We start from the raw sequence: 26745 nt of genomic DNA on the forward strand, positions 1-26745 counted from the left end.
TTCGCCGCTGTCCTAAGGGTAGTTCACGTAGCCACCTCTTTAAGCGGCAAGCGCCCCCCATTCGGCGGTGTCAGACGTCGGACAATGTCGGAAGGTACGCAACAGAGAGTCCGTTGAATCGCATCGCCGAAACGGCTTTCTCATCTGGCACGGTTCCTGCGGGGTCATGCAAAACACGCAGGAGAGTCGTCCCATGATCCCCACCCAGAAAAATGCCGCCCCACCTTTCGCCGACCTACTCAAAACTGACATCCAAGCCGGGCCTGGCAGCATTGTGAGGGCTCGTCTGGACCGGCGCTGCCCACCGATCCACCTTCTCCCAGTGGGGGCGACAGGGACGCAGCACCTTCAAATTGAGGGACAACTCACTTCCGTGCGAACTTTGTCCATCGCCCGGTCACCACAACCGAAGCCACCGTCTGCTTGGCTGCGGGGCGCACTTTTTGCGACCGCGCTGGCATTTCTGACGACCGCGCCGTCTCCGGCGGCCGCCTATGACATAGCAAATTTCCTGCTCGACAACGGCATGGAGGTGGTCGTCATACCCGATCACCGCGCGCCCATCGTCACCCATATGCTGTGGTACAAGGTCGGCAGTGCCGACGAGCCTCCGGGCAAATCCGGCATCGCGCATTTCTTCGAGCATCTGATGTTCAAAGGGACGGCCAATCACGGCGCCGGCGAGCTGGACCGCGCGGTGGCGGAGATCGGGGGCTCGCTAAACGCCTTCACCTCTTACGATTATACTGCCTTCTACGAAAGAGTGGCGCCCTCGGCAGTGGAGCAGATGATGAGCTTCGAGGCTGATCGCATGCGCAATCTCACCCTCACGGATGACGTCATCAACACCGAGCGTGACGTGGTCCGCGAGGAGCGTCGCTTGAGGGTCGACAACAGTCCGGAGGCGCTTCTCGATGAGGAGGTCGTCACGACCCTCTGGCAGAGCCAACCCTACCGGATCCCGGTGATCGGCTGGATGCACGAGATCGAGAAGCTGGACCGCAACGACGCCGTGGCTTTTTATGACAAGCACTGGCCGAACAACACCGTGCTGGTGGTGGCAGGCGACGTCGAGCCCGAGGCCGTGAAGGCGCTGGCCGAGAAGACCTATGGCAAGGTCCCGCGTGGACCAGATCTGCCGCCACGCGAACGCCCGTCTGAGCCGGTGCAGAACACCAGGCGCACATTGACGCTAAGGGATGGCCGCGTTTCGGTCCCCATCTTTTCCAGATATTGGGTGGTGCCGTCCTATCGCACCGCCGAGCCCGGCGAAGCCGAGGCGCTGGACCTGCTGGCACAGATTCTCGCCGGGGGCAACCGCAGCCGGCTGTACCAGGAGCTCGTTGTGAAGCAAGGCATAGCCGCAGCGGCCGACGCTGATTTCGAGGGCACCATGCTGGATGCTGGCAAGTTCAGCATCCGCGGCTGGCCGCGCGGCAAGGCGAAGCTTGCGGATGTCGAGGCCGCAGTCGACGCCGAGATAGCGCGCATCGCCAGGAACGGCATCACCAGCGACGAACTGGAGAAGACGAAAAACCGCTATATCCGCTCGTTCATCTTCGCCCATGACGAGCAGGCCTCCGTCGCTGGCATGTATGGCGCCACGCTTGCCACAGGCGGCAATGTGAAAGACGTCGAGGAATGGCCGGACCGCATCCGCAAGGTCACGGCCGATCAGGTTAAGGCCGTTGCCGCCCGCTACCTCGTGTCCGACCATTCGACCACCGGCTATCTCCTACCCAAGGAAAATTGATATGATGACGAACCAATTCCGCAGGGCCATTCCAGAGGCATTGCCCTCTCCTTTTGGACAAGGCTGGCGCCTCGCCTCCTGGCTGGCTGTCCTTTGCCTTGCTATTTTCTTCCTCACCCTGCCAGCGTGTACCGCCCGTGCTGCGGCGAACATCCAGGAGGTGAAATCTGAAAAGGGGATCACCGCCTGGCTGGTGGAAGACCATAAGCTGCCGATCGTCACGCTCCAGTTCGTGTTTGACGGCGGCACCAGCCAGGACCCGGCCGGTAAGGAGGGGCTTGCCAATTTGATGACCGGCTTGTTCGACGAGGGCGCAGGCGATCACGGCGGCGACACCTTTCAGGTGCGGCTCGATGATGCCGGCGCTGAGATGAGCTTCCACGCGCGGCCTGACGGCATCTATGGCTCGGTGCGCATGCTTTCCCAGCGCCAGGACGCCGCTTTCGATCTCATCAGGCTAGCGTTGAACAGGCCCCGCTTCGATCAGGAACCCTTTGACCGAATCCGCGCTCAGCTTCTCTCCGGCATTATTGCCAACGAGCGCGAACCTCACGCGATCGGCAGGGATGCATGGCGGCGCAGGCTCTACGGCGCGCATCCGTATTCGAGGCCGCCCGAGGGCACCAAGGAAAGCCTGGCCCGCATAACGCCCGCCGATCTAAGCGCCTTCCACAAGGCCGCTTTCGCCCGCGAGGGGCTGCACGTGGCGGTTGTCGGCGACATCGATGCCAAAACTCTGAGTGCAAGGCTCGACCAGTTGTTCGGCGATTTGCCTCAGAAGCAGGCGCTCGCCCAGGTACCTGATGTCACCCCGAAGCTCGGCCAGTGTACGTTGGTCGCATACGCCCTGCCCCAGACTTCGCTCCAGCTGGCTTTTCCCGGCGTCGGACGCAGCGACCCGGAATTCTATGCCGCGCAGCTGATAAACGATATACTCGGAGGCTCGCCATTCACCTCACGTCTGTTCCAGGAAGTGCGGGAAAAGCGTGGCCTGGCCTACGGTGTGTCCTCTAGTTTGCAAGGCCACCAGCATTCCAACACGCTTGTCGTGACCACGTCGACGCGCGCCGACAGGGCGGCGGAGACGCTCGACCTGATTAGACAAGTAATCAAGGAGCTGGTGGACACCGGGCCAACAGCGGCCGAGCTCGAAGCGAGCAAAAAGCATCTGATCGGGGCCTATGCTATGAGCAATCTTGGTTCCTCCAGGGCGATTTCAGCCACGCTTCTCAGGCTGCAGCTCGACAAGCGCGGCATAGACTACATCCAGCACCGCCCTGCCCTCATCGAGCAGGTGACGCTCGAAGAAGTCAGGGCGGCGGCGAAGAAACTGCTTTCGGTCGAGCCCGCCATTATGGGCGTTGGCCCGCGGCTAGCTGGTGTCCCGTGACAGCGAATAATCTCGCGCTCTAGGAATAGTTGCTGAAGGACTCCGCCCACATACGTTTGGCTGATTCGACTATGGTGCGGCAGAATGCACGCCTTGATTTCTGCCTGCTCGCCCTCGTAGACCAGGTTCTCGCCCGGCGGTCCGATTGCCGAGCCGGAGAACGCCCGACCTTCCGAGAAAGCATTCTAACTTTCACGTATATGAAACACGCGAAAGTTAGATTCTCTTGAATTTTGGAGCTCACTATGCTACTTTCCCGTATTTCAGATACGAGAAAGTTAGAAATGGCCCTTCACCTCGTCGGGGAAAACATCGATAAAACCCGCAGCCACTATCAGGCTGAAACGGGCAAGCTCGTCCAGCTAATGCGCGGCATCTATGTCGATGCCGGGGAGGATATCGAGGCCACGATACTCAAACACGCCGTCCGCATCGCCAAATACCTGTATCCCAACGCTTACCTCTCGGCGGCGAGCGCTGTCCTTCTCGGCCCGACCCGCGATGGCCGTCTGTTCCTGAGCGGGCGACGAATACAGCGCACGCGCTTGCGCTCGCTGGAAATCATTCAGAACGCAGCTCCCGACCACCCATCAGTCGCTCAAGCGAATGTCGATGATGGCATGGGAGAATTCCGGATCGACGTCTCCTCGATGCGCCAGCGCTTCCTCGAAGCTTTCCGCCTGCGCAGCGAACACGCGGCATCCATCGATGAGACGATGCGCGAGACAATCGCGAACCGCCTCATAGAAGAATACGGCAGCGCCCAGGGCGCTGCCGACGCGACATGGGCGCTTGCCCGCGAAAACCAGTGGTATCGCGAAGGCGAGCACGCCGAGCGCTTCCTCCTGCGCCGTCCAGTGACCGCAGAGCCTGCGCGCAATGAAGCCGCGTTCGATCTGATCGTAGCGTGGCACGGCGCTCCGCTCGGCAATCTCACACATGATGGTTTTGAGTGGCGCTGGACTCCAGACGATCAGGATGGCCCGCCACTTGTTCGCCAGACCACGCCGGGCAAGCTCCCTCCTTTCATCCTCTCGCTGCTGCCTGAAGGCTGGCTTGAGTCGGTGTTGAATGACCGCGACGAGCGCGCGACGCTGCGCTCGGGCAAACGCTACATGTCCAACATCACCATCGTCGAGCGTGCGAGCGATCTCTCCGCCCTGCCGCCCGACGTCCTGCTAACCCGGCTCAATGGCTTCACTAGAAATTCTATCTTCACTGGCCAGTATGCAGGGCCGGGTCGTGGCGATCTGGAGCAGAGCTTCGAGCGCAATCTGGCGGAGATTTTCGAGCGTACCGATACGCCGCGTTTATCAGGCGTTCAGATCAAAGCGCCGATGTTCCTCGATAACGACGGTACTCTCTCCCCCAGTACCGGCAAACCATTCACCCATATCCTCAAGCCTGCCGGTACAGGTGGATTTGAACCCCTGCCGGTTATCGAATGGCAGTCGCTCGCTTTGGGCAGCGCGGCCGGTTTCAAGACGCCCGCGACGGCGCTCGTCCCCATGCCTGACGGGATGCCTCCGGCGCTCCTCGTCGAGCGGTTCGACATCAGAACGAGCCTTGACGACAAGCACCTTTTGGCGCTTGAGGATTTTTGCTCAGTGCTCGGTGTGCCCACGGAAGCAAAATACGACGGCACAATGGAGCGAATCGCGCGGGCACTAAGACCGCTATCGACCTCCCCCGAAGACGACGTCCTGCTTGTCCTCAAGCGATCCTTATTCGCCTGGCTGATCGCCGATGGCGACATGCACCTGAAGAACATATCACTGCTGAAAATCGCAGAGCCCGGCAGCGCGCAGTTCAGCTCAGTCCGCATGGCTCCGCTCTACGACGCGGTCACGACTCGCGTGTTTCCACATCTCGAAAAAGACCGGATGGCCCTCAAGCTGAACGGCAAAGACGATCGTCTGCGGCGCGCCGACTTCAAGGCTTTCGCGAGCACGGCTGGCATCAAGGCAGCCGATGCGGATAGCAGCATCGACGATCTCGTTGCAGCCCTCTCACGCGCTCTCAACCACCTCGAATTGCCGCCGCCTCTATCAGACGGCTCTCAAGGCGCGAAGATGGCGGAGCAAATGCGCGCGATTGTCCACGAACGCATCGATGGGTTTGCGTAGATGATTGATCTAACTGATATGCCCGTTTCCACGGACCGCACTTCCCAGCCGTGAGGCGAGACCGCCCGGACAAAGCTTGGCAAGGCTCAAGTTCAGGCTAATGATAGATGCCCAGTGGTGGGGGCCCTACCCGCCGCCCCCCTCATTGCGGCGGTGAGTGGGTGGAAGACATGGCTCTGCTTTCAAACACGAACGCGAAAGCGCTAAGCCATGGTGCCGGCGACTTTCGCAAAAGACAGGGAAAGACGACTAAATTAGTGCCTTAACAATCGGAAAAGCACGATCCCAAGGTTGGCCAGTATCGCGCCCAAACCACACCCGGGAGCCGATGCTTACTGACGCTGACCCATAAAAACACTTAGGATGCCACATCAAGGTCAAGCCTTTTTCATCTTGTATCCGCCCGGTTATTCCGGGTAACTCTGTCACTGTTCCGTAGCCATAAGGCGTTGTCCCATAGCAAAGCGCCTCGCATAACTGAACCAGTTGCTCAGCCGTCGGACGTTTGGTTACGTCCTTATGCAAGCACTGCAAAACAATATCGTATAGCTGACCACCAAGGGTCTTGAACTGCGGGGCATTGAGGAGGCTAGGTTTTTTCGGAGGACTCGCTTCTACAATTTTTGGAATCGACTTCAGGCCTGTGCCGAAAGGGAGCTCGCCGGACATGAGCTCATAGATTATGGCAGCGATCGCCCACACATCTGAGGACTTCTTCGCAACCCTAAAATCGTTGATAGCCTCCGGCGACATATAAGGTATCGCGCCCAGGACGGTCTTAGATGACGTTGCACCGCCGACTTCCGCCCACTGCCCGATTTCGTCTTCTGCCATTTTGGCAATACCAAAATCGGTAATCTTCACGTCGTGAAACAGCGTCCCACCGACAACCATAATGTTACTCGGCTTCAAATCTCGATGGACAACATCAGCCGCATGCGAAGCTGCCAGACCTTTAGCAAGTTGATGAAAAATTCGGGCACAGGTTGAGGGAGGTAAATATGGTAGCTTGCCAGCCATTACAGCGAACAAGTCTGTATCAGGTACTAATTCCTCAACGAGGTAGGGCCTTTCGTCCTCTTCAAAATAATCAAGTGTCTTGGCCACGTTCTGATGATTGACCCGCGCACTTACGACCGCCGACTGCTTAAATCTCTTGGCTCCTGCATCATCCTTGGGGGTCTTCAACGCCACATTGCGTTCAAACAAAACGTCGAAAGCAACATATACGTGCTGCATACCTCCTGCGCCAATCCAGTCCTTGGGAATATAGCGTCCCGCAAGTGGAGGCATGCCTGTTGAAATTGGGCCTTTCAATTCATAACCTCCGGGTGAGATATATCCGCAGTAATCGACGTGCGTCCGCGTGATGCCGGATCGCCAAGAACGATAACTGACGAGCCTTGAAATATGTAACCCGCGATTACCTGCCTATTATTATGTCTAACATGACCTGACACATTCGTAACAACAAAGTCCAATCCATTGTAGCTAATTGTAACAGCGTCCGAACCAGAACTTAGTTTGACCTGCTTCTTATTGGTGTCCACTACGTGATCGGTGCCGGCATATGTTAGAAGCATGCGGTGTTTGCCAAAAAGCAGCTGTTTTCCTATTGCTAATTTCAGCGCTGCGGCTGAGGGCCTAGCAGACGGGTCGCAACTTAGACAACGGTTAAGCAACGCGGTTATCCCGGCAGATAATTTTAGAGGAATTGCGTCGAAATTTGTTGGCAAGGCCGGAACTGACGGCGGTATCTGACCAAGCTCCAGCGGAAGAGTACCTCCGTTTAGCATCCAAAGCGCCGTTGCGCCAAATGCGAAAACGTCGACTGCGGTCGTAAAATTGTGATTTCCATCCTTATCGGGAGTAAATATCTCCGGGGCAGTGTAAAATTGAGTGTAATATAACTGCTTCGTTTTGGCATTCTTCTGAATTTTAGCCAAACCAAAATCGAATATCTTAAGCACTCCAGACTTATCAATCTTCATATTGTCTGGCTTTATGTCACGACGCACTCGCCCTGCAACATGGATGTCTTGAATCCCGGCAACAACTGAATACAGACACCCCAGAGATTTTGCCTCATCTGACGATGTGGGCAGGGGTTTTAATTCAGTGCCTTCGACGAATTCCTCTACGAATCCTACAATCTCTAACCCGTCTCTTAAAACGTCCAATACCTGCACAACGTACTTGGACCTTATGTCCGCCAGCGCTGATAGCTCATCCATTAAGCGGTGCTTTTCGATTCCGGCCTTGAGCGACTTAACTACTACCTTGCGTTGAAGATTTTCATCGCGACAGACCAGCGTGTCTGACATCCCGCCACCTGACAAAATCTGCAAAACCACGGCGTACCGGCTTGGAAGCTTAATCATGATTCTTCGTTATCCTGGCTTCCGAACTCAATATGCAGTTGTGGTTTAGCTACTACTTCCTCCACGTTCTCTTTAACAGGGTTCCTACCAGTTTTTTTGTTTGTCCTCTGACGGACACGCGCCGGCTTCTTCGGCTTTGCGGTTGTAACGTCTGGCTTAGGTTCCTTGGGCGATTCTGGCGCCGCCGGCTGAGGCGCTTGAGGGCCGTCTAACCACATTTCAAGTTTGTCACTGAGCCCCCATAATGTAAGCTCAACCCCTTCGTTGAACTTGGGGGTCCAGCTCACATCAGAACCCATTATCGAAACTGCTGTCGAGTTGTCTTCTACGCCAATAGCTTCTGCTACATAGACGACCTTGCGGACCAGTTCCGCCGGACTGCGGGACCGCTTGGCTATTCCGTCAAGCGTCTTCCTTCCGATGCTATGTGCGCCGTCGGAAGTCAGGAGATAAGTCGGTTCCATGCCCTTCGCCAGACGGAAAATATGTGGCTCGATGGTTGGCCCAATGCCGACAAATTGGAGCAATCGATTATCAAGTATGTCTTCGTCAGCGCCTCTAGGGGGGCTCAACTGCCCCCCAATTGTATCATCTCGGGTGATCAAACTGAGCCCTTCAAAAGTGCTGCATTCATAGAGGCGGCTATCCCCCACATGAACTGCCCATGCTTCTTTCATACCAGTCGCAACGATGGCTGTGAGAGTAGTTCCGCCACTGCCCCGGAAGCGACGATAAACCTCCTCGTTTGCAGCGGAGACCGCCTCATATAACATTTCTCCGATAGGGAGCCTTGAGCTGGTAGTGAATTGGCCGATGAAGCTACTAGCGGCACAGGAGGCCGCCTCCCCTCCCGCAGCCATCCCGCCCATTCCATCGCAAACAAGTGCGATAAGAAATTTTTTACCAGATGGCAGAGCGAGGGCAGCTACCGCTGCGCGATCTTGATTGTCTTCGCGCACCGGTCCTTTCAGGGTACCTAGCGCCAATCCGGCACTCGCTTGAGTGCTTCGTCCGGGAAGCTCTCGAGAAAGGAAGAACTCTATGCGCTTAATAAGTTCTGTTCTCACAAGTGCTCCAATTGGCGCGGGATGCTGTTCCTAGTAGCCCACAATTACGGGTTTCTACAACTGTTGGCATGCGCGGCTCGACTCAGTCGTCTTCGAGGCAAGGGATATCCTACCGGAGTGCATCATCAAGTCCCTCACTTTCTCGGTCCAATCTCCGGCTATCATTTATAGTCCAACAGACTCTTGGCAGCTGGAGCGAGCCGCCGTATCGTCCATTCGCGTGACCTGCCACTGAAGTGTCGTCGAGTGGCGATTAAAGCCTTGGCCGTTTCTGTTACGCCTCTTGGCGCGGGTTGAGCAACCGTCGAGGCGCGGAGCCTTCCATCAGCACAGCGTCGGAGCCGGTTGCGGTGATGAACTCGGCATAGGCTGTCGGGTCTGGTAGCCGGGAGAGGAATGGGGCCTTGCGGTGTTGAACAACACGACGAGAGAACGCCCACGGGACCGAGGAACGCCAGTTTCTTTATCCATGGCGTCCCTGGGCCGGGCGTTGTGTTCACGTTTATGAGGTGATCGAGAAGGCTGACCGGGAGGTTTTCCGCTGCAGTCTCTCTGGCCACGCCTCCGATCGGTGGCTGGAGGTGCCGGCCTGGATGTTGATCGCGCGGTCTGCGCCGCGTAGCGGTTGGCGTCTTGGTGACACTGCTGCAGGACGCGCCGGCCAATCTGTCAGGAATTCTGTGCGCGAGGCCGATTTCGTCATTGGCTGACGAACCTCTCGCCGAAGACGACGGCGAACTGGGTCTTGGCCTCGAACCACTCGCGCGGCGGTCGTTTCCATTCCTCGGCCGCATGGTTCAGCACCAGATATAGCAGCTTCATGGCCGCATCGTCATTCGGGAAGTGTCCCCGGGTGCGGACGGCGCGGCGCAGTTTGGAGTTCAGCGCCTCGATCGCGTTCGTAACCGTATGATCATGACGGTGCCATCCGATCCCCGCTGGAGATGAGCGATTTTCGGCGTATGGTGCGACCATCCGGGACAGGGGCACCGGGAGCACGCCAAGTGCGGGCAGGCCGATGTATTCGATGAGCTGCGAGCTCGCGTTAGTAGCTGGCCGCCCCTGCGACCTGCCCGGTTGCGCCGAGAGCGCGGATCCGTAGGTGTCGCGTCGCCCGCCAGCTCCCGACTGTTTGAGGAGAGGGAGCCGATGAGACGTGTGATTGGAATGGATATCCACCGCACCTTTGCGGAGGTGGTGGTTTGGGAAGACGGCCGGCTGCGCCATCACGGACGGGTCGACATGACCCGCTCGGGACTGGAAGGGTTTGGCCGCAGTTTGCGACGGACGGATGAGGTTGTCGTCGAGGCTACGGGCAACGCGGTGGTGCGGGTTCTGTCGCCCTATGTCGGCCGGGTGATTGTCGCCAACCCGATGCAGGTGAAGGCGATCGCCCATGCCAGGATCAAGACCGACAAGATCGATGCCGGGGTTCTGGCGCAGCTCCATGCCAGCGGTTTTCTGCCGGAGGTCTGGGTTCCCGATGAGCGGACTGACATCGCACGCGAGTGAAGAACGAGGTGCATGGCATCCTGCAGGCGCACCTCGTGCCGAAGTGCCCGCATGCCGATCTGTTCAACCGTCGGGGTCGCGCCTGGCTCGAGCGGCAGGTGCTTCCCGACGACGAGCGGACCGCTATCGCCCGCCACATCCGCGAGATCGATCGCCTGGCCGAGGATCTGGCTGACCTCGATCGCGACATCGCCCGGGAAGCGGTTGATGATGTGCAAGTCCGGCGGCTTCAGATGATCACCGGCGTCAATGCCATCGTCGCGAGCGGTATCATCGCCGCTGTCGCGACATCCGGCGGTTCCGCGAGCCGCAGAGGCTGGTGAGCTACTTCGGCCTCAATCCGCGTGTGCGCCAATCCGGTCTTGGCTTGGCGCAATATGGCCGGATCAGCAAACATGGGCGTTCCCATGCCGCGCCTGGTGACATCAACCATTTGTGACAGTGTAGCCTCGGGCCTAAACCTCTAGTGACATAGCATGAGCCGGATTGGCAATGCCCGCGTCATTGCGCCACCTAATTTGAAGTTCTGAACGCGAATACATCTGCGATGGGATGCCCGGCAGGAGACTGAGCTCGCTGCCGGGCCGGGTACGCCTTGGGAGGTGGCGTAACTCAGCGACTTCGTGGCGGTGGGAACCACTCAGTCCGCGTGTTTTGCTGAATAGCGTGCATGTACCGTGCCAGGTCAAAAAGCGCTTAAAAACACCCGAGAGTCAGGTTCCTGTACCTTGCGTACCCGACATTGTCGGCTATCGGACAATACGAACGTGCCTCTTGGCATCGACGATGCCTCAACCAGAGCGCCCTCGAAGGCCGTTCGCTGCCATGTCGAGCGGCCAATCGGTGGTGACGGGTTTTAGCTCCGAACTGTTCGCCGGCTGACGCACAGGGCGGACTGTCACTTTTTAAAGAAGGAAATCTCTGTACCCTCCATTCATGAGGGCGCGGCCACGCGAGACGGCGCGGCGAATGCGGTCGCGCAGATGATCGCGAGGATCCCTCCAATCGGCATGGACGCGCCGTTGACCAACCAGCGCTTCGGCGAGCTCACGATGTGACGCCCCAGCAAGTGAGCCGTCGAGCGCACGAAGAACGAAGGTCAAGCGCGGACCGCGTCTTTCCGGCGGAAACAAGCGGGCGGGCAGGTGTTGACCCAGACTTAGAGAACTGAGGCACTCGAGCGCCCTCAGACGGGGCTTCGAAAGCATCGCTGGCCAGATCGCCTCGGTGCGGAGGCAAACAGGGCGCAAGATATCCGCGCCAGAGACGGCGAGCTGGAGCGTATGTTCCGCATTGCGAAGAAGAACATGCTGGCCCTTCTCGGGCGCCAGCAGGACCGTCGCACGACATGGCAACGCCGAGAGCTCGAACGGCAATGTCGCCGAGGATGCGGACAGCTGTTCTGCAATGACCGGCAGCACATGGACGCACCAGAGCGGAGACCAGAATACGAGCGAATTTCGCCCATAAGACTCGGCGAAACAGAACACCCCAGCGCGACAGGTCACCGGCCGACGCGACCACGTCGAGAAAGGGTTGGTGAGACAAAGTATTGGCCTGCTGACGCGTTGCGACCAGATCACGCTGGAATGCTGGATTGCGGCGTAAGAACTCCCAAGCCCATTCCCGTGGCGTCAGACCAGTGGTGTAATCGTATGATCTTTCATCGCGCCAATCAGCCTCATCCACGCCTGTCACGAGAACTGTAGGCACGACTGTGCTCCCCTGCCCGCCCCCACGGACGTCGAAACATCGTGCCACTTGGCAAAGCACAGGCCCCGAAGGCACCGGACCTCCATGGCGCCATTTCGTAGAAGCGTGTGCCATTGGCGCTGTCGAGGGCAGAAGTCGCGCGCAAGTAGCCACCAGGCCGTTGAACCCGCGCAGCGACAGCCAGCGCGCCCTGAGCACGCCAAGGTAATCGACGTGATAGCGGTGATCGGCTCCTGCGTCGCGTTCCAGACGTTCCTTGCAGGCGCATTAGCGTGGCGGTGGATTGCACACTGATTGTGGGTAGGTTGTCGTAGCGCGAGCGCTATAAGCTCAGTCATCGTCGATCTCCTGGGGGAATTTTCCGCCATTGGAGGCCAAGTTTCAGGGTATGGCAGCCTGTATAGGTGTACAGGTTGAGCCGACTGTGCAGTGGGCCCGCAAAACGAACCGGCAAGGCGCGCAATTGCTTTGGGGTGGTGCTCACGCCGGGGTTTTGCGAGCGGCATGGAGATGGAGCGGCCGGGGGCCACTTGCGCCTGCTGCAGCCGTTTTCCAGGCAGACTTGTCCCACGCTGCCTTTGGTGCGGGCGCACAACTCGCAGCGTCAGCCAAAGACCGCCGATCGTTGGCCGTCTCACCGAGATAGGATGCCGAGCCGGAGCTTCCCTGTTCCTGACCCTCTACCTTGCATATTGAACGACGATCGCCCCAGCTGAATGTAGCTCGCGACCCATGTGTTCGTTCGAACGCAGCTTGCTGGCGCGATCGGCAGACTTAAAAAATGCAATCAAGGGGACGGTTCAGGCCAAGTTTGCTGGCAATGTTGGATAACCATCAGCTCGGCCAAGCGGCGCCCCATCCCTTCCTCGGATCGCCGATTTTTGACTGGTGGCGGTGTCTAGATCCCTAGGCACAGGGCGCTTGGTCGCTCACGGCGTCCGTTGCCTCATGATGTCTGCCATTGAATCCCTGTGCGAGAAGCGTTCCGGAGCGAAGATGTCGGGGGCCGGCCAACCAAGTTCATTGTGAGCTTCCCTGCTTGAGTCCTGCGCGGCGTCACCGAACTCCCGCAGGAGGTCGATCGGGTGATTGCGCGGTGCACTCGTTGTCGGATTCTCGACGATGTCGGACATCTGACACAGCGCTGTCAGAGCTGTCACATTGTTCCGAAACGATTTTCCCAGTTGGCACGACGGTTGCAGTCCTATGCGCAAAAGCACTGCGACGCCGCACCGACTGAAAAGAACCAACCTGATGATCACAGTTTTCCCACATGCGGGCGCCCCCGCAAGCACTCAGCGTACCCGAGCAGATGGAAGCCATTGCGCTTTCATTCCTCTGGTTGTCCGGGCATGACCGAATTCGATTTCCGTCCAACGCTGGATGCACCCGACGATGACCCCCATCTTTGGCTCGAAGATGTAGAAGGCGAACGGGCACTTGCGTGGACCGCCAGCCAGTCGGCAAAGACCCTGAAGCACTTCGCGGGAATGCAGTTCGAGCGCGACCGGGCGGCGCTGCCAGCCATTTTCGACCGTCCCGACAGAATTCCCCTGGTCACGCGCCGCGGTCAGTACCTCTACAATTTCTGGCGAGATGCCGGAAATCCGCGCGGACTGTGGCGCCGGATCACCCTTGCCGTCTACATGCAGGCGGATCCCCAATGGGAGCTACTGCTCGATCTGGATGCCCTCGCGGCTAGCGACGGAGAGGACTGGATCTGGGGCGGCGCGTCGATCGAGCCGGAGACGCGCGAAAGAGCCGTCTTGCGCCTGTCGCGCGGCGGCAGCGACGCGGTCGTGCATCGCGAATTCGACCTGAGCTCTCTGAGCTTTGTCGCCGACGGTTTCAATCTCCCCGAGGCCAAGGGTGACATTGATTGGCTCGACCCCAACACGCTTCTGCTTTCCAGTGCGCTTGGTCATGGCATGGCCACCCGCTCCGGTTACGCGCGCACCGTGCGACTGTGGAAGCGTGGCGCGGATCCCCTCACCGCGCCGGTAATCTTCGAGACCGGTTCCGAAACCCTGGGTGTGTCTGGCCATCTGGACCGTACCGCCGAGAGCGAGCGCGTGTGGTTCATCGAGCAGCTGGCCTGCTTCGAGAAGATAGTCCGCATTGGCGATGAAAGCGGGCCGAAGATTGAGATCGACCTTCCTAAGGACGCCTGGTGGGGTAACTTCGGCGATTGGCTGGCGGTAAAGCCGCGCACAGCATGGACGGTTGCCGGGACGACTTATCACGCCGACGCGCTGATCGGCATCTCGCTTTCCTCTTTCCTGGCCGGCGAACGCCGTTTCAGTACCCTGTTTGAACCGGACGAGAGGCGCTGTCTGCAGTCATTCTTCTGGAATGACGGGAAGCTCATTATCGCCTACCTGGCGAACCTCGTTCCGAGATTCGAGGTGTTCACGCCGGGCCCGCAAGAATGGACGCGCCGAGCCCTGGACACCGTTCCCGTGCAAGGGACTGTTCACCTCTGGTCACTCGATGCCGCAGACCACGAGACCAATGGGGAGGTTCTGGTCGGGGCTCATGATCCAATCACCCCGCCGCAGCTTTTCCTATTCGATCTCAATGCCGCGCCGCCTGTCAGCGCTTCAGTAATCCTGAAGCGCAGCCCGGAGAATTTCGACGCATCCGGCCTGGTGGTCACGCGCCACGAGGCAGTATCGATCGATGGTGAGATGATTCCCTATACACAGGTCGGTCCGGCGGATGGGAACGGGGATGCCCCGGTTCATCTCAGCGCCTATGGCGGGTTCGGCATATCGCTCCTGCCCTCCTACAACTCCTCGCTCGGCAAGCTGTGGCTCGAGCGCGGCGGCACGTGTGTGGTGGCGAACATCCGCGGGGGCGGCGAGTTCGGCACCCGGTGGCACGATGCCGGGCGGAGGGAGGGCAAGCGTCTCGCCCATGACGATTTCGCCGCCGTTGCCGCCGACCTCGTGCGAAGGGGCATTACGCTGCCGAGGCGGATTGCCGCCGAGGGCGGCTCAAATGGCGGCCTGCTGATCGCCAACATGCTTACCCGCTATCCTGAGCATTTCGGCGCGCTGTTCTGCACGGTTCCGCTTATCGATATGCGCCGCTACACCAAGCTCCTGGCGGGCGCGAGCTGGATCGACGAATATGGCGATCCCGACAAGGCTGACGATTGGGCTTTCCTGAAGGAAGTCTCCGCCTATCACGCCGCGACGCCCGGACAGCCCTATCCGCCTATCCTGCTCGCGACCACGAAGCGGGACGACCGCGTCCATCCGGGCCACGCGCGCAAGATGGCGGCAAAGCTGCAGGCCCTTGGCTATCCCGCGTACTTCTACGAGCCCGGCGCGGGCGGCCACGGCTACGGCAAGGACAATCGGGAGCGCGCTGCATTCATCAGTCTTGGCATCCACTTCCTTCGCAGCGCGATCGGCTGGCACGCCGATAGCTTTCATAGACGACCGGGAGCTCGAGAAAGGCGGGCGTCGAATGAGTGAGTAGAGGTCGAGGACTGCGACAAGGTGCAAATAATGCGAGCACGGTTTGCGCAAATGCGCGCCCCGCACGCTGTCGATATCAATCAATACTGCAGGACTATTGCAGTCTACCATTTCTGAAGAGCAAGGAGAAATATCATGGCAACAAATCGAGTGAAGGTGGCGCGGGGAGTAACAGCGGCCGTCGTCTTGATGCTGCTGGCACAGCCGGCTATCGCGACTCCAAAAGCCCCCTGCGCCTCTCCGCCTCCCCCTCCGCCTCCCCCTTACCCGTGCCCGTCTACGACACCAATCTAAGAGCCAAGCTCTGGGCAGTTCCGCCTGCGCCGCCTCGGGGACATATTCGGGCTACGTTAATACGATGCCTATCCCGCTTACTTCTACGGACCAGCTCAGGCGGGCACAGCTACGCCAAGGACAATCCGAGCGGGCCGCATTCATTGCCTTGGGCGACAATTTCCTTGGCAGCGCGATCGGCTCGCACGCCGATAGCGTTCATTGGCGACCGGCAGGTCAACAAGGGCGAACTTCGACGAAGTGAGTACAGGCCTAACAATGGGCGCAGAATTTGCAAATAATGCGCGCCAGTATTCTGTAGATAGCAATCAACACAGCAGGACTATTCACAGTGAAGTCTAACGAGCAAGGAAACAACATTATGGCAACAAAGCGAATGAACGTGTTGCGGGGACTCACAGCGGCCGTCGTCCTGTTGCTGGTAGGACAGCAGGCGGCCGCGGCAGACCTTGCAGAACCGTGCGACCCGGATGAGGGTGCCTTGTTCAGGGAATGGCCAAGCCCTTGGCAGATCCGCCTGCGCGCGTTGGGGGTTATCACTGAGGATTCGGGCTACGTTAGCGCGGTGCCCGGCTCCGGTCTTTCCTATTCGAACACCGTAACGCCGGAACTCGATATTTCGTATTTCTTCACGGACAATGTCGCAGCCGAGCTTATCCTCGGCACCACCTATGCCAACATCACAGGCCAAGGCTCGATCGGCGGGCTGGGGAATATCGGCAAGGTTTGGCTGCTGCCGCCCACGCTGACATTGCAGTACCACTTTACCGATTTCGGCGCCTTCAAGCCCTATGTCGGCGCCGGCGTGAACTATACGATCTTCTATCATCAGCAAGCCGGCAGCGCCGATGATCTCAAGGTCAAGAACACGTTCGGCACCGCGCTGCAGGTCGGGTTCGACTACATGGTCGACCAGCACTGGGGCGTCAACTTCGACGTGAAGAAGCTTTTCCTGAAGCCAGACTTCGACGTCACCGTGGCCGGCAACAAGCAGACGGGGAAGGCGGAGCTCGACCCCTGGCTGATTGGCGCAGGCGTCACGTACCATTTCTGACGCCGGCGAAGTCGGCTTACGCGCAGCCCGAGTCGAATGAAGGGCGCCTCGTGCGCCCTTTGCCGTCGGCCCGACGGTCCACTTTTGTCAACCGACATACACCCAAGGTCATGTGACTTGGGGTTGTCCGAGCTGTCGGATATGCGACGTTAATGTCGTTCACCCGACACAGCCAGTCCGATCGATTGCCGTGATCTAAAAGGATCTCCTTTGGCGCGCATATTGCATCGTTCATCCGGACACGGATCAACGGACTGACGACAGCCATGCAGAGAATGTCCATAGCCAACGCTTTGTGCCGGGCCCAATTCCGGCCCTTCCAGGTGCAGAAAAAGGAAGGGAGTGTGATTGCAAGCGTCATCGGGCTTTGAATTTCCATCATTGTGGACATGGAAAATACCCTGCTGGCTCGGCGCCAACTCTTCAGTCTGCTTCACCCGGCCAGTTCCTGGACATCCGCGTAGGGCGCACGGGTCATGGTGACTGCCGTCTCGGCTGCACCCCGCGTGCTGACTCCTTCGAGCAACGCTCAACGCTGCTGCACACCGGCGATGAAAAGCCAGATCCAACAATGCGTCTCCCGAAAACCGAAGAGGTGAACAGATATGGTCAAGATCGGCGCTTCGGCTCTCTCGTCATTAGTTCAAGGGGCATCGGGATCGGCAACCGCTGGGGCGCTGGCCAACGGTTCAAACGGTGCACATCCACCGCTGGTGCTGAGCGATTGGGAGCGGGCACTTACGATCAACGATCGCTTTAGCGGACTCATTGCCAATGTCCCCGAAATGCCTTTTTGGCTGACTGGGGGTGAAGCCTTCGTCTACCGCCGGACTAGCCACGGCGAGCGCCAGTTCATGCGGGTCGATGCTGCCACGGGTTTGAAACGGGCCGCCTTCGACCAGGCCCGTCTGGCGGCGGCGCTAAATGAAGCGAGCCATAAGAGCTATCAGGCCGGCGATCTTCCCTTCGAGCGTTTCGAACTGACCGAGGATGGTCGCAGGCTCGACTTCCTGATTAAGCAGGTCCGGTGGAGCTGCGACGTTGCAAGCTATGTTTGCACCAGCACAAACTTGGATGTGGACGCGCCGGACTTTCAGCTCCGCCACGACTACACCCCCCCGGCTAAGAATAACCCCGACAAGAGGAGCGTCTCGCCCGACGGCAAATGGATCGTCTATATAAGGAACCACAATGTCTTGCTGCGCAGCAAGGATGGATTGCAGAATGTTGCGCTGAGCCGGGATGGATCCGAAAACAATGGCTACGTCTTTTCGACACTGAGCTGGTCGCCGGACTCGCGCCATCTCGCGGCCTACCGCGTTCGCCCCGGCTACAAGCGGGAGGTCCCCTACCTCAATTCGTCGACGGACCGGTTGCAGCGCGAATATTCGGCAAGGGTCTATCCCAAGCCGGGCGATGTCCTTCCGCTGCCCCAGCCGGTCCTGTTCGACATTGCCAGCCAGCGCCAGATCGCGATCGACGACGCCCTGTTCTCCAACCCCTTCGAACTTTCCCCTCTCCGGTGGTGGGCGGACGGTCGCGGCTTCACTTTCGAATATAACCAGCGCGGGCATCAGCTCTATCGGCTGGTCGAGGTAAACGCCGCCACGGGCCGCGCACGCTCGCTGATCGATGAGACCAGCACGACCTTCGTTGATTACCGGCCGCTGGTGATGAACCAGCGCCGTACCGGCAAAATCTTTCGTTACGATGTCGACGACGGGAAGGAGATCATCTGGGCGTCCGAGCGCGATGGGCACGAGCACCTGTATCTGTTCGACGGCCGGACCGGCGCGCTCAAGAACCAGATTACCAGCGGTGAGTGGGTCGTGCGGGGGGTCAACCATGTCGATCCGGTCAAGCGCCAGATCTGGTTCGAGGCGAGCGGGATGCACCCGGGGGAAGACCCTTATTTCGTCCATGCGTACCGCATCGGCTTCGACGGTGAGGGGCTGACTGAGCTCACGCCCGAGCCGGCCAACCACCATGTCGAGTTCTCTCCCGACGGCCGCTACTATGTCGATCTCTGGTCACGCATCGATCTGCCGCCCCGCATGATGCTCTACCGCGCCAGCGACGATGTCAAACTCATGCAGGTGGAGACCGCCGACATGTCCGAGCTCGTCGCCGCAGGCTGGCAGCCGCCACTCAGTTTCCACGCCAAGGGGCGCGACGGCACGACTGATATCTGGGGCGTGATCCACCTGCCCGCCAATTTCGATCCGAAGAAGAAGTACCCGGTGGTGGAGAATATCTATGCCGGGCCCCAGGGCTCGTTCGTCCCAAAATCCTTCTCAGGGCGGACAGAGCCGCTCACGCAGCTGGGCTTCGTCGTTGTGCAGATCGATGGCATGGGTACCAACAAGCGCTCGCGCGCCTTTCATGACGTTGCCTGGAAAAATCTGAAGGACGCAGGCTTTCCCGATCGCATTCTATGGCACAAGGCGGCCGCCGCGAGGTATCCGTGGTACGATATCTCCAATGTCGGCATTTTCGGCTGGTCCGCAGGCGGCCAGAACGCGGTGAGCGCGCTGCTCTTCCATCCCGAATTCTATAAGGTCGCGGTCGCCAACAGCGGCTGCTACGACAACCGGATAGACAAGATCTGGTGGAACGAACAGTGGATGGGGTGGCCAGTCGGCATTGAATATTCCCAATCCTCCGCCATCGACAATGCTTACAGGCTGCGGGGCAAGCTGATGATCGTCGTCGGCGAAATGGACCGCAATGTCGACCCGTCCTCCTCGCTGCAGCTTGCCGACCGACTCATCAAGGCGGGAAAAGATTTCGACATGGTCTATGTGCCTGGTGCCGATCACAACGCGCCAGGCATCTACACTGAGCGCAAACTCCTGGACTTCTTCGTTCGCAACATTCTCGATCAGACCCCACCCGACTGGAACGCTGAACGAACCGAGCTGCAAAAGAGCAAATCGTCACGATGATGGCTTCGGCTGCTTCTGCCTGTGGCAATCCTCGCGCCCGTTTTGTTGGCTGTAATCGAGGCGGCGAGCGAGCGGAGAACCGCTCCCACGAGGGCCTGCGCCGATTCCTGCGCCACGGGCCTTCGCAAGACGGAAACAGGAACGATTCCGACGCTCGACGGCCGCAAAGCGGGAATTAAGGACATGGCGCCCCGCCTCTGCCTGCCTCTTCGATGACGGCACGCTTCTATCTTGCATGCTTCGTTTTGCCTCCGCTCGCCAATCGCGGCTTTCCCCGGAAGCGGGACGGAAGCGGGGCGGGCGGCGAGTTGCGACCGGAAGGGCCGCCGTCCAGGCGGACCGCATCCGAAGGACCGGAATGAAGAGAAGGACCCGAAGCGAGAGCGAAGGGTTGCGGTTCGACTCAGAGCCTCGTGGGTGGCGATGATATCTTTCACGCTTGGGCCGAGCGGGACGCTCCGGCCGACCTTGGGGATGGCTCGTATCTCTTGAATCATCTTTTCAGCGAGTCAGAATGTGGATGCGTCTTCGGTCAGTCCGCTGGCCGGCGGTCAGCGCATCATTTCGGTGACTAACCTCGACGAGGCGACGAGGCGGGCCGCCGGACGCACATCACCTCAAGTCAGCGACCCACACGCGACGCATGGCCAAAACCCAACCTCGCCCTGATCCGGAATGCTTGCCGCCGGGGCCTTGGCGATCTGCCGAGCCCTAGATGACCGGCACGAGTATAGGCGAGCCCTTGCCTATCGGGGGCGCTCGGCTTGATGCTCTCAGCCGAGCCGAACCCTACCGCGGCGCAGATACTCGGTAGTCGGCCCTGAACAACGGCTAAGGCGTTGATGTTGTTGATATTGCGAACCCGGGAAGACGAGTGGAAGCATCCGATTTCGCCGTTTTCGGCTGGAGTGCTTGCAGGCACCAGGCAAGCCAAAGCGCGAGAACCGTGAGGATCAGGCGCAGATTTTGGCCGCGGCGACGAGCAGCGCATTGATCGCATCGCCAGCATGACCGAGGAGAGCGTACCGTCGATCGACTACCGGGCTCGCACTGGTGATTGCCCATTCGTCCCGATTGAACAACCGGCGGATTTTCAGCTCTTCCTTGTTCTTTTGTAGGTCCCGGGCGAGCACCTCCAGACGCTGCTGATAACGACGAACGTTGCCGCGAATGGCCGCTATCGCGTTGCCCCGCAAGACCGCTTAGGAGACAGGCCGCGCGATCGGTTGACACGATGCCCAAGCGGCGTCGCGGATATCGGGCTTGCGCAGGTTCAGACACCGTCGACCAGGGGCGGACGTGGCTATATCCGCGTTGCGCCTCGGCAAGCATCCCGGCGCGGCGCAGGGCTGGCGAAGGCGATGAGTTGGCGTCGGGATTTCGCGTGCGGTGCGCGCCGGAAAAGCCGCAAAGGTGCAGCCGGCATCGCCCGAGAGAGGTGCCAGGCGGCGGCACTCGAATTGCCTCCGCCTGGCTTGGCTGGTTCATTCGGCCATGAACAGCGGCTGAACTCTGGCCCATTGATCGGCGGTGCGGAAGCCGCCTTGGGTCGTGTAGCTTCCGGCGGGGAATTTCATCCAGCGCGGCAGCCATGCGTCGACTCCCTGCTGTTCTCGCCGAACAGGTAGTCGCGGATGGTTGTCTTTTGCGTCTTCACCTTCTCGAAACATTGCCGTGGGCGACTTACTTGCCGCCGACATCGGCGAGTATCGGATTGGCGATTTCCTTGTCGCACAACAGGTCGAAGAGGGCGTCGTCGGCTTGCCAGCAAGCGGCCATATCGACATTCAGGTGATTGCCAGGCGCCTCGATGACGGCGCTGCCGGCTTCGACCGTCTCGGCGATGACGATGGCGAGAACGCGCAGGACATCGTCGTCGGACAGCGTCAACAGCCGGGCGAAGACGCGCGCTGTGGCAAAGGCATCACCGTTGCCGCCGGCGACCGCGCCATCCTCCTCCGGTTGCCCCAGCAGCGCCAAAACCTCGCGCCGCCTTCGCAGAATACGGCTTCGGCCTTGCAGGCTGCGAGGCTTGCCGCCACCGCTTCATTGGCGGTGCGCTACGGCATCGCGGCGAACCTGCCACAGGCCCGAACCTGTGATGGCATGCGCCACCATCAGGCGCAGCGCGACACCCGGATGGTCAAGCATGGCGGTACGCACGGCACCGTGGCGATGCAGATCGACATAGTTCTGTATCGGCCCGGTGAGTTCCGGTCGCGACGGCTTTGGGGGGGGTTCTTCGTGCTCGCCGCCCTCGCCTTGCGCGCGGGCGGGGCGGGCATCCTTGCGCACAGCCAGCCCTCGTGGCACTCGACGCGCCGCGATGCGAGACTGATATGAAGACCTTGCCGCCCTTTTTCTTCGGCGTCTTTTCGTGGTCCCAAGACTGGAAAAACTGCCACGATTCCAGCACGGCCACGTGAGCCAGCCGGCTTCCAGATAGGCGTCGCGCTTGGCAGCGATCGCCTCGTTCTGCTTTTGCCAGAACAGGTCGGCGTCGGCGAAATAGCTGTCCTCGCCGAACAGGTCGCAGACGATCAGGCCCGGATAATCCTCGACGGCAAACAGCGCCGCCTTGGTGGAAATCGACTGGCCGCCGAACAGCCATTGTTTCAACTGGTCGCCGCGCGGCGCGTATTGCTTCGGATCGGCATAAAGCGCCAGCCAATCCTTCTGCTGCGCCTTGGAGGCCATGGTCAGATTGCGCGCCGGCTCGGCGTCGATTTCCTCGCGCCGATAGGCCCCGCGGATTTTCGGCAAGAGGTCGCCGAGCGCCAGAATGCGTTTGATCAAAAGCTCGGTGATGCCGAAAGTGGCGGCGATGTCGGCAACGCTGCAGCCCTCCTTGATCGGCCGCGAAAACGTCTCCCGCTGCGACACCTCGTCGAGATCGAGCCGGGCGAAGTTTTCGATCACCAGGCCTCGAGCGCATCGGCGTCGTCGCCGTCTTCCATGATGGCGCAGGGCAAGGCATCGCCCTCGCCGGCGCTCGTCGGCGAGCGACTTCGCGGCGAGATAGCGCGCCGTCCGGCGACGATCTCGACGCTTTCCGGCGAGCCGTTGGGCCGCGCCAGGAGCGGCACGAGGACGCCGCGCGCGCGGACGGACGGCAGAATGTCGGACAGGTCGGGCGCGCGTTTTCCGTGGCGCATGTTGAGGCCGGAAATATTCAGTCGGTCGAGCGGAATATGGGCAAGCTTCCTGTCTTTCTCCTTCGTTTGGGGTGCGATTGTCCCCGCCGGGGAGACCGAAGGCCGATGCGGCGGGGACGGGTTTGCGCCTAGCGGCGCTCTGGCTCCGCCGCGTCTGGCGGAAGCTCGGAATGGGATTTGGCAAGTGCTTCCGCTGCCTGCCGCAGAAGCCGCTCGACTTCGGTGATCTGGCCGGCGCTGCGCGCGGCCTCCGCATAAACGGACAGCGGAAAACGCGCTATGAAATAAAGGTCGCGCTCGATGCCCAGTCCGAGCGGACCCTTGATGGATTCGAGTTCGGCAAGGCTGACGCTGCCGAGTTCAGGGAAGCCGAAGCCGAGGTCGCAAAGGCCGAACATTGTGTCGCCGTCGGCGTCGAGTTCGGTGAGAAGCCAGGTTGCTGGCCCGGTCGGATCGAACAGTTTTACCACCGGGACATGGTCGGTCTCGATGGCAGTTGCGCCATTGGCGAGCAGCTGGGCGCGCAGTTCGTCGGTGATCAGGATGGTGGGAAAACTCCTCTCAAATCAGGTCGAGTTGATTTCTGTCGGCTTTCATTGAGCAGCCCGGTATCGAGCGGCTTCTGCGCCGCGCGCGGGCGCGTCGGCCAAGAGGGCAAGGCGGTCGCGCGTGGTGAACCGGCCGGATACGGGACTGAGCGTCTGCTCGCCTTGCGGCGTCGGTTCGGTCTGCAGGGTGTCGGGATCGCGCGCGCTCATGCCGCGATCTCGCCTTGTTGCGCGCCTTCGGCCTCGGCGTTAAAGCCGAGCAGGAAATCGGCGGCTTTGGAGGCAAGGCTGGCGGCGCGGAAGATGGCGCGATTGTCCTCGCGCAGAACCGTCAGCCATGAGCCGATGTAATCGGAATGGCGCACGGTCGGCTCGATACCGAGACTGCTGCAGATGAAGGCTGCGGCCATCTCGGCGACCAATTCCTCGCGCGCATAGGTTCTGGAGCCGAATGAGCCTGACAGGTCGCGCGCGAGTCGCGTCAGGTGGCCGGTCCAGTGGCCAAGCTCGTGAAAGCAGGTCCGGTAGTAGTCGATCTGGTGGAAGAAAGCCGGCTGGGGCGGCACCTGGATGGTGTCGCTGCCGGGCATCTAGAAAGCGCGATCGCCACCGATACGGAAATCCGCACCGCTTCTGCGAATGAGTTGCTCGGCCTGCGGGACGATTTCGCGCGCCGGCAACGGCTCGGCGGCGGCATGGAGATCGTCGGGAAGATTGTCGCACTGCGCGACATTGAAGACGGTAAAGCGCTTCAAGAAAGGCACGGCCTGCGGTTCGTCGCCATCGGCCTTGGCGCGTTCCTTTTCGTCCTTGGGAATAAAGCGGTCAGCGTGAACGATGGTCGTGCCGCGCTCGCCCTTCCTGACATTGCCGCCAAGGGCAAGCGCCTGCCGGATTGAGCCAGTTCTGGCTCGGGTATGAGCGCTCGATGACGGCGCCCCACAGGATCAGGATATTGATGCCGGAATAGCGGCGCTGGGTGGCTGCGTTCCTGGGCAGGCCAAGGGCTGCCTTTGCCCTGCCCCAAGGCTTGACCCATGGCACGGTGCCGCGCTCCAGTTCGGCAACGATGCGGTCTGTGATCTCCTAATAGAGGTTGGCGCCTGAGCGCCCGCCCTTTCCCGCGCCAGCCTCGCGGCTGCCGGAACGCTTGTCGTTTGCACGCATTCCTTTCGTCCTCCGCTAACCACTCGCCGCGCCTTTCCCCGGAAGCGGGGTGGGCGGCGAGACGCGACCGGAAAGGCCTGCCGTCGGAGGCGGACCGCATCCGAAGGACCGGAACGCAAGAGGAGGACCCGAAGCGAAGCGAAGGGTTGCGGGATGCCGCGGCGGGCCTAGAGGGGAGTGCCGCCCACCCCGCGCCGCCGGGAAAGGCCAACAGACAAACCGCGCCGGCCGACAGGCCGGCGGCCATCAGCAGCCGACAGGCTGCCCGCGCCAGGGGGCGAAGCCGGATGGCCGAGACCGCCTGAGCCTGCCGAAGAAAAAGCGGCTCGGTTCACGAGCACCCGGCACGCGCCGTCAGGCGCGCGGGCGCGTCAAGCTTAGGCCAAATTGGGTTCTTCCGCATATTTGGGGCAGGGACTACTTTTTTCGGGTGTCCCTTTGTCCGGTTGGGTCAAGCGGCTGCCAGAAGTAGCCTCCGGAGGAGTGGATAGGCGGCGCGCCAGTAATCTGGCGCTTGGTCGTCTTGAGGTGGTTGATCTCGCCTTCGACCGGGCTCGTGCTCCAGGACTGGTGATTGGCGCCCGGACAGCCTCAATGTCACGGCTGAGACCTGCCGCAAGGGTAGCCAGTTCGCTGTTCATGGCATCGTCTACCCATTGACCCAGGCCTGCATCGTCATCGCCACGTATTATCGCGGCAAAGCGGCGGGCCAGGTCAGCCGCGATTGAAAGTTCCGGAGCATGTTCATGCAGATGGTGGAGGAACTGCTCGATCTGCTCAGCCGACGTTGCGTGCTTCGCTGCTTGATCACATCGAAAGAATCGGGCCATTTCCTCGCTGCCGTGAATGTTCGGTGGGTACCGATCGTCCGATAAAAGTTGAACGCGGGTTCTGAGTGCGGCTCGACGTTGTTCTGGAAGCCGACGATTGAAGGCTATCAGCTCACAGCTGTCGCAATGGGCCTATTCGATGGCCCATCCGGTTTGCAGCTCTAATACCATTTGCCGGGGACAAGGGTGACTGCTGCAGATCAGAGACGATGTACCGCGGAACGACAGCTCGGCGAAAGAACTCCGTTCATATCGCGCCCACAGATTTCTGCGCCGTTGCGGACATCGATTCGGCGTTCCGGTCGAGTTCGTTCGATCAGAACCGGGTCTTGATGCCGACCATCACCGTCGCCGCGGCAAAATCGCCGCCAACCCAGTCGTCGTCGCCGCCAGTCTCTGCGCCGGTCGGAATGTCATAGTAGTTGGAGTCGCCGCGAGCGGTGAACACCTTTTCGTAGGAACCGGAGACGAAGAAGCTGGTCCGCTCGTTGTACTGGTAGCCGACGCTGCCGCCGACCATCAGAACCGGCGCCGATTCGAAATCATCCTCGAAGCGCAGGTCACGCATCCAGTGATGATCGGTATCGCCGGCCGAGAAGGTCATGCCGCCCTTCAGCGCAAAGCCGAAGTTCCAGCGATCCTGGACATAGGTCGCATCGATGCCGGCGAAGGCGACCGGCAATTTCTGCTGGTAGCTGATGACCTTTGCGCCTCCTGGGTAGTCGCCAACCGAATCCCGGAAGCCGGCATCGCTGGAGACGTAGGAGCCGCCATAGGCAGTCCACTTGACCGAGGTGTACTTGAAGCCACCGTTGACGTTGATCAGCAGCTGGTCGCTGACCTGGAAGTCGTGGCCGAGCGCGACGGTCGCCGAATAGAAGTGATCAAGATCGGTCTCGGAAAAGCGCGAACGGTCGCTCCACTCGTTCCAGCCATCATTGGTCGAGAATCCCCACTTCCAGTCATAGTCTTCCATGTAGCTGTCGCCGCTGAAGGCGATCTGGCCGGAAAGCTTGGCGGTCCAGCCGGCCTCGCTGCGCGCCGTCATCTCGGCTGAAATGACCGGAGAGGTGCTTTCCCAGATAAGGTGGCTCCGCTTGGAGCCGCGGCCGGGAGCCCGATAGACTAGCTCGTTGGCCTCGATGTCGATGACGCCGACGCCGCCGATGAAAGAGAAATTGGGATTGTAGGGCGCCGGTTCGCTCACCACCGCGGCACTGGCCATCGCCGGCCAGGCAGCGAGCAACGCTGCCGCTCCACCAAAGACTTTCGCATACATTTTCATAAAACTACCCTCATAGGAATGATCCGGCATTCGGCTATAC

At 60.2% G+C, this 26745-nt stretch carries 19 protein-coding genes and 3 pseudogenes; 7 read left to right on the forward strand and 15 right to left on the reverse strand.

All coding sequences use genetic code 11. The annotated features are described in order from the left end of the window. Positions 1 to 193: 193 nt before the first annotated feature. The 3 genes from AC0L25_RS00730 (at position 194) to AC0L25_RS00740 (ending at position 5269) form a co-directional block, all read left to right on the forward strand. Positions 194 to 1753 (forward strand): M16 family metallopeptidase, encoded by a 1560-nt coding sequence (locus AC0L25_RS00730; protein ID WP_473593765.1) that lies wholly within the window; start codon positions 194 to 196, stop codon positions 1751 to 1753. Between the two features lie 4 nt (positions 1754 to 1757). Further along, complete coding sequence (locus AC0L25_RS00735) at positions 1758 to 3143, forward strand: M16 family metallopeptidase (protein WP_473593814.1); 1386 nt, start codon at positions 1758 to 1760, stop codon at positions 3141 to 3143. Between the two features lie 284 nt (positions 3144 to 3427). Further along, positions 3428 to 5269 carry a type II toxin-antitoxin system HipA family toxin gene (locus tag AC0L25_RS00740; RefSeq protein WP_473593766.1) on the forward strand — a complete coding sequence of 614 codons (1842 nt, stop codon included), beginning with the start codon at positions 3428 to 3430 and terminating at the stop codon, positions 5267 to 5269. Positions 5270 to 5518: 249 nt separating this feature from the next. On the opposite strand, the gene AC0L25_RS00745 is transcribed toward AC0L25_RS00740, so the two are convergent. The 4 genes from AC0L25_RS00745 to AC0L25_RS00760 form a co-directional block, all read right to left on the reverse strand. Beyond that, complete coding sequence (locus tag AC0L25_RS00745) at positions 5519 to 6586, reverse strand: serine/threonine-protein kinase (protein WP_473593767.1); 1068 nt, start codon at positions 6584 to 6586, stop codon at positions 5519 to 5521. Beyond that, positions 6583 to 7650 (reverse strand): protein kinase domain-containing protein, encoded by a 1068-nt coding sequence (locus AC0L25_RS00750; protein ID WP_473593768.1) that lies wholly within the window; start codon positions 7648 to 7650, stop codon positions 6583 to 6585. Before AC0L25_RS00750 ends, AC0L25_RS00745 begins: the two co-directional genes overlap by 4 nt. Next, a complete protein-coding gene (locus tag AC0L25_RS00755) occupies positions 7647 to 8717 on the reverse strand; it encodes a hypothetical protein (protein WP_473593769.1) in 1071 nt (356 codons plus the stop codon). The genes AC0L25_RS00750 and AC0L25_RS00755 overlap by 4 nt, the downstream gene beginning before the upstream one ends. A 699-nt stretch (positions 8718 to 9416) precedes the next feature. After that, positions 9417 to 9944, reverse strand: coding sequence for a transposase (locus AC0L25_RS00760; protein WP_473593770.1), 528 nt, complete (start codon positions 9942 to 9944; stop codon positions 9417 to 9419). Between AC0L25_RS00760 and AC0L25_RS00765 the strand changes: the two are divergent. Beyond that, positions 9867 to 10641: pseudogene (locus AC0L25_RS00765) on the forward strand (IS110 family RNA-guided transposase); the annotation flags it as partial. The gene AC0L25_RS00760 and the pseudogene AC0L25_RS00765 sit on opposite strands and share 78 nt — an antisense overlap. Before the next feature lie 493 nt (positions 10642 to 11134). Here AC0L25_RS00765 and AC0L25_RS00770 read toward each other — a convergent pair. After that, positions 11135 to 11650: a DUF2285 domain-containing protein gene (locus AC0L25_RS00770; protein ID WP_473593771.1), complete on the reverse strand. Its 516-nt coding sequence runs from the start codon at positions 11648 to 11650 to the stop codon at positions 11135 to 11137. Between the two features lie 115 nt (positions 11651 to 11765). Then, positions 11766 to 12056 (reverse strand): annotated as a pseudogene (locus AC0L25_RS00775) (transcriptional regulator domain-containing protein); the annotation flags it as partial. A 1238-nt stretch (positions 12057 to 13294) separates the two neighbouring features. On the opposite strand from AC0L25_RS00775, the gene AC0L25_RS00780 reads away from it, so the two are divergent. From AC0L25_RS00780 to AC0L25_RS00790, 3 genes are all read left to right on the forward strand, one after another. Beyond that, the gene (locus tag AC0L25_RS00780) at positions 13295 to 15424 is read left to right on the forward strand and encodes a prolyl oligopeptidase family serine peptidase (RefSeq protein WP_473593772.1); all 2130 of its coding nucleotides are present in this window, start codon (positions 13295 to 13297) and stop codon (positions 15422 to 15424) included. Between the two features lie 658 nt (positions 15425 to 16082). Further along, positions 16083 to 16775, forward strand: coding sequence for an OmpW/AlkL family protein (locus AC0L25_RS00785; protein ID WP_473593773.1), 693 nt, complete (start codon positions 16083 to 16085; stop codon positions 16773 to 16775). A gap of 605 nt (positions 16776 to 17380) precedes the next feature. Continuing rightward, positions 17381 to 19720, forward strand: coding sequence for a S9 family peptidase (locus tag AC0L25_RS00790; protein ID WP_473593774.1), 2340 nt, complete (start codon positions 17381 to 17383; stop codon positions 19718 to 19720). Between the two features lie 953 nt (positions 19721 to 20673). On the opposite strand, the gene AC0L25_RS00795 is transcribed toward AC0L25_RS00790, so the two are convergent. The 9 genes and pseudogenes from AC0L25_RS00795 to AC0L25_RS00835 form a co-directional block, all read right to left on the reverse strand. Then, the gene (locus AC0L25_RS00795; protein WP_473593775.1) at positions 20674 to 20916 is read right to left on the reverse strand and encodes a hypothetical protein; all 243 of its coding nucleotides are present in this window, start codon (positions 20914 to 20916) and stop codon (positions 20674 to 20676) included. A gap of 288 nt (positions 20917 to 21204) precedes the next feature. Continuing rightward, positions 21205 to 21420, reverse strand: a complete 216-nt coding sequence (locus AC0L25_RS00800) for a hypothetical protein (protein ID WP_473593776.1) — start codon at positions 21418 to 21420, stop codon at positions 21205 to 21207. After that, positions 21404 to 21700, reverse strand: coding sequence for a hypothetical protein (locus tag AC0L25_RS00805; RefSeq protein WP_473593777.1), 297 nt, complete (start codon positions 21698 to 21700; stop codon positions 21404 to 21406). The genes AC0L25_RS00800 and AC0L25_RS00805 overlap by 17 nt, the downstream gene beginning before the upstream one ends. A 66-nt stretch (positions 21701 to 21766) precedes the next feature. Further along, a complete protein-coding gene (locus AC0L25_RS00810; RefSeq protein WP_473593778.1) occupies positions 21767 to 22639 on the reverse strand; it encodes a hypothetical protein in 873 nt (290 codons plus the stop codon). Beyond that, the gene (locus tag AC0L25_RS00815; RefSeq protein WP_473593779.1) at positions 22636 to 22875 is read right to left on the reverse strand and encodes a hypothetical protein; all 240 of its coding nucleotides are present in this window, start codon (positions 22873 to 22875) and stop codon (positions 22636 to 22638) included. Before AC0L25_RS00815 ends, AC0L25_RS00810 begins: the two co-directional genes overlap by 4 nt. 128 nt (positions 22876 to 23003) lie before the next feature. Further along, the gene (locus AC0L25_RS00820) at positions 23004 to 23420 is read right to left on the reverse strand and encodes a DUF2958 domain-containing protein (RefSeq protein ID WP_473593815.1); all 417 of its coding nucleotides are present in this window, start codon (positions 23418 to 23420) and stop codon (positions 23004 to 23006) included. A gap of 48 nt (positions 23421 to 23468) precedes the next feature. Then, positions 23469 to 23633: a hypothetical protein gene (locus AC0L25_RS00825; protein ID WP_473593780.1), complete on the reverse strand. Its 165-nt coding sequence runs from the start codon at positions 23631 to 23633 to the stop codon at positions 23469 to 23471. Then, a pseudogene (locus AC0L25_RS00830) lies at positions 23630 to 24506 on the reverse strand (ArdC family protein). The gene AC0L25_RS00825 and the pseudogene AC0L25_RS00830 overlap by 4 nt, the downstream one beginning before the upstream one ends. A gap of 1230 nt (positions 24507 to 25736) precedes the next feature. Continuing rightward, positions 25737 to 26705 (reverse strand): omptin family outer membrane protease, encoded by a 969-nt coding sequence (locus AC0L25_RS00835; protein ID WP_473593781.1) that lies wholly within the window; start codon positions 26703 to 26705, stop codon positions 25737 to 25739. Between the last annotated feature and the right edge of the window lie 40 nt (positions 26706 to 26745).

It is taken from the genome of Mesorhizobium sp. WSM4813, assembly GCF_055811555.1.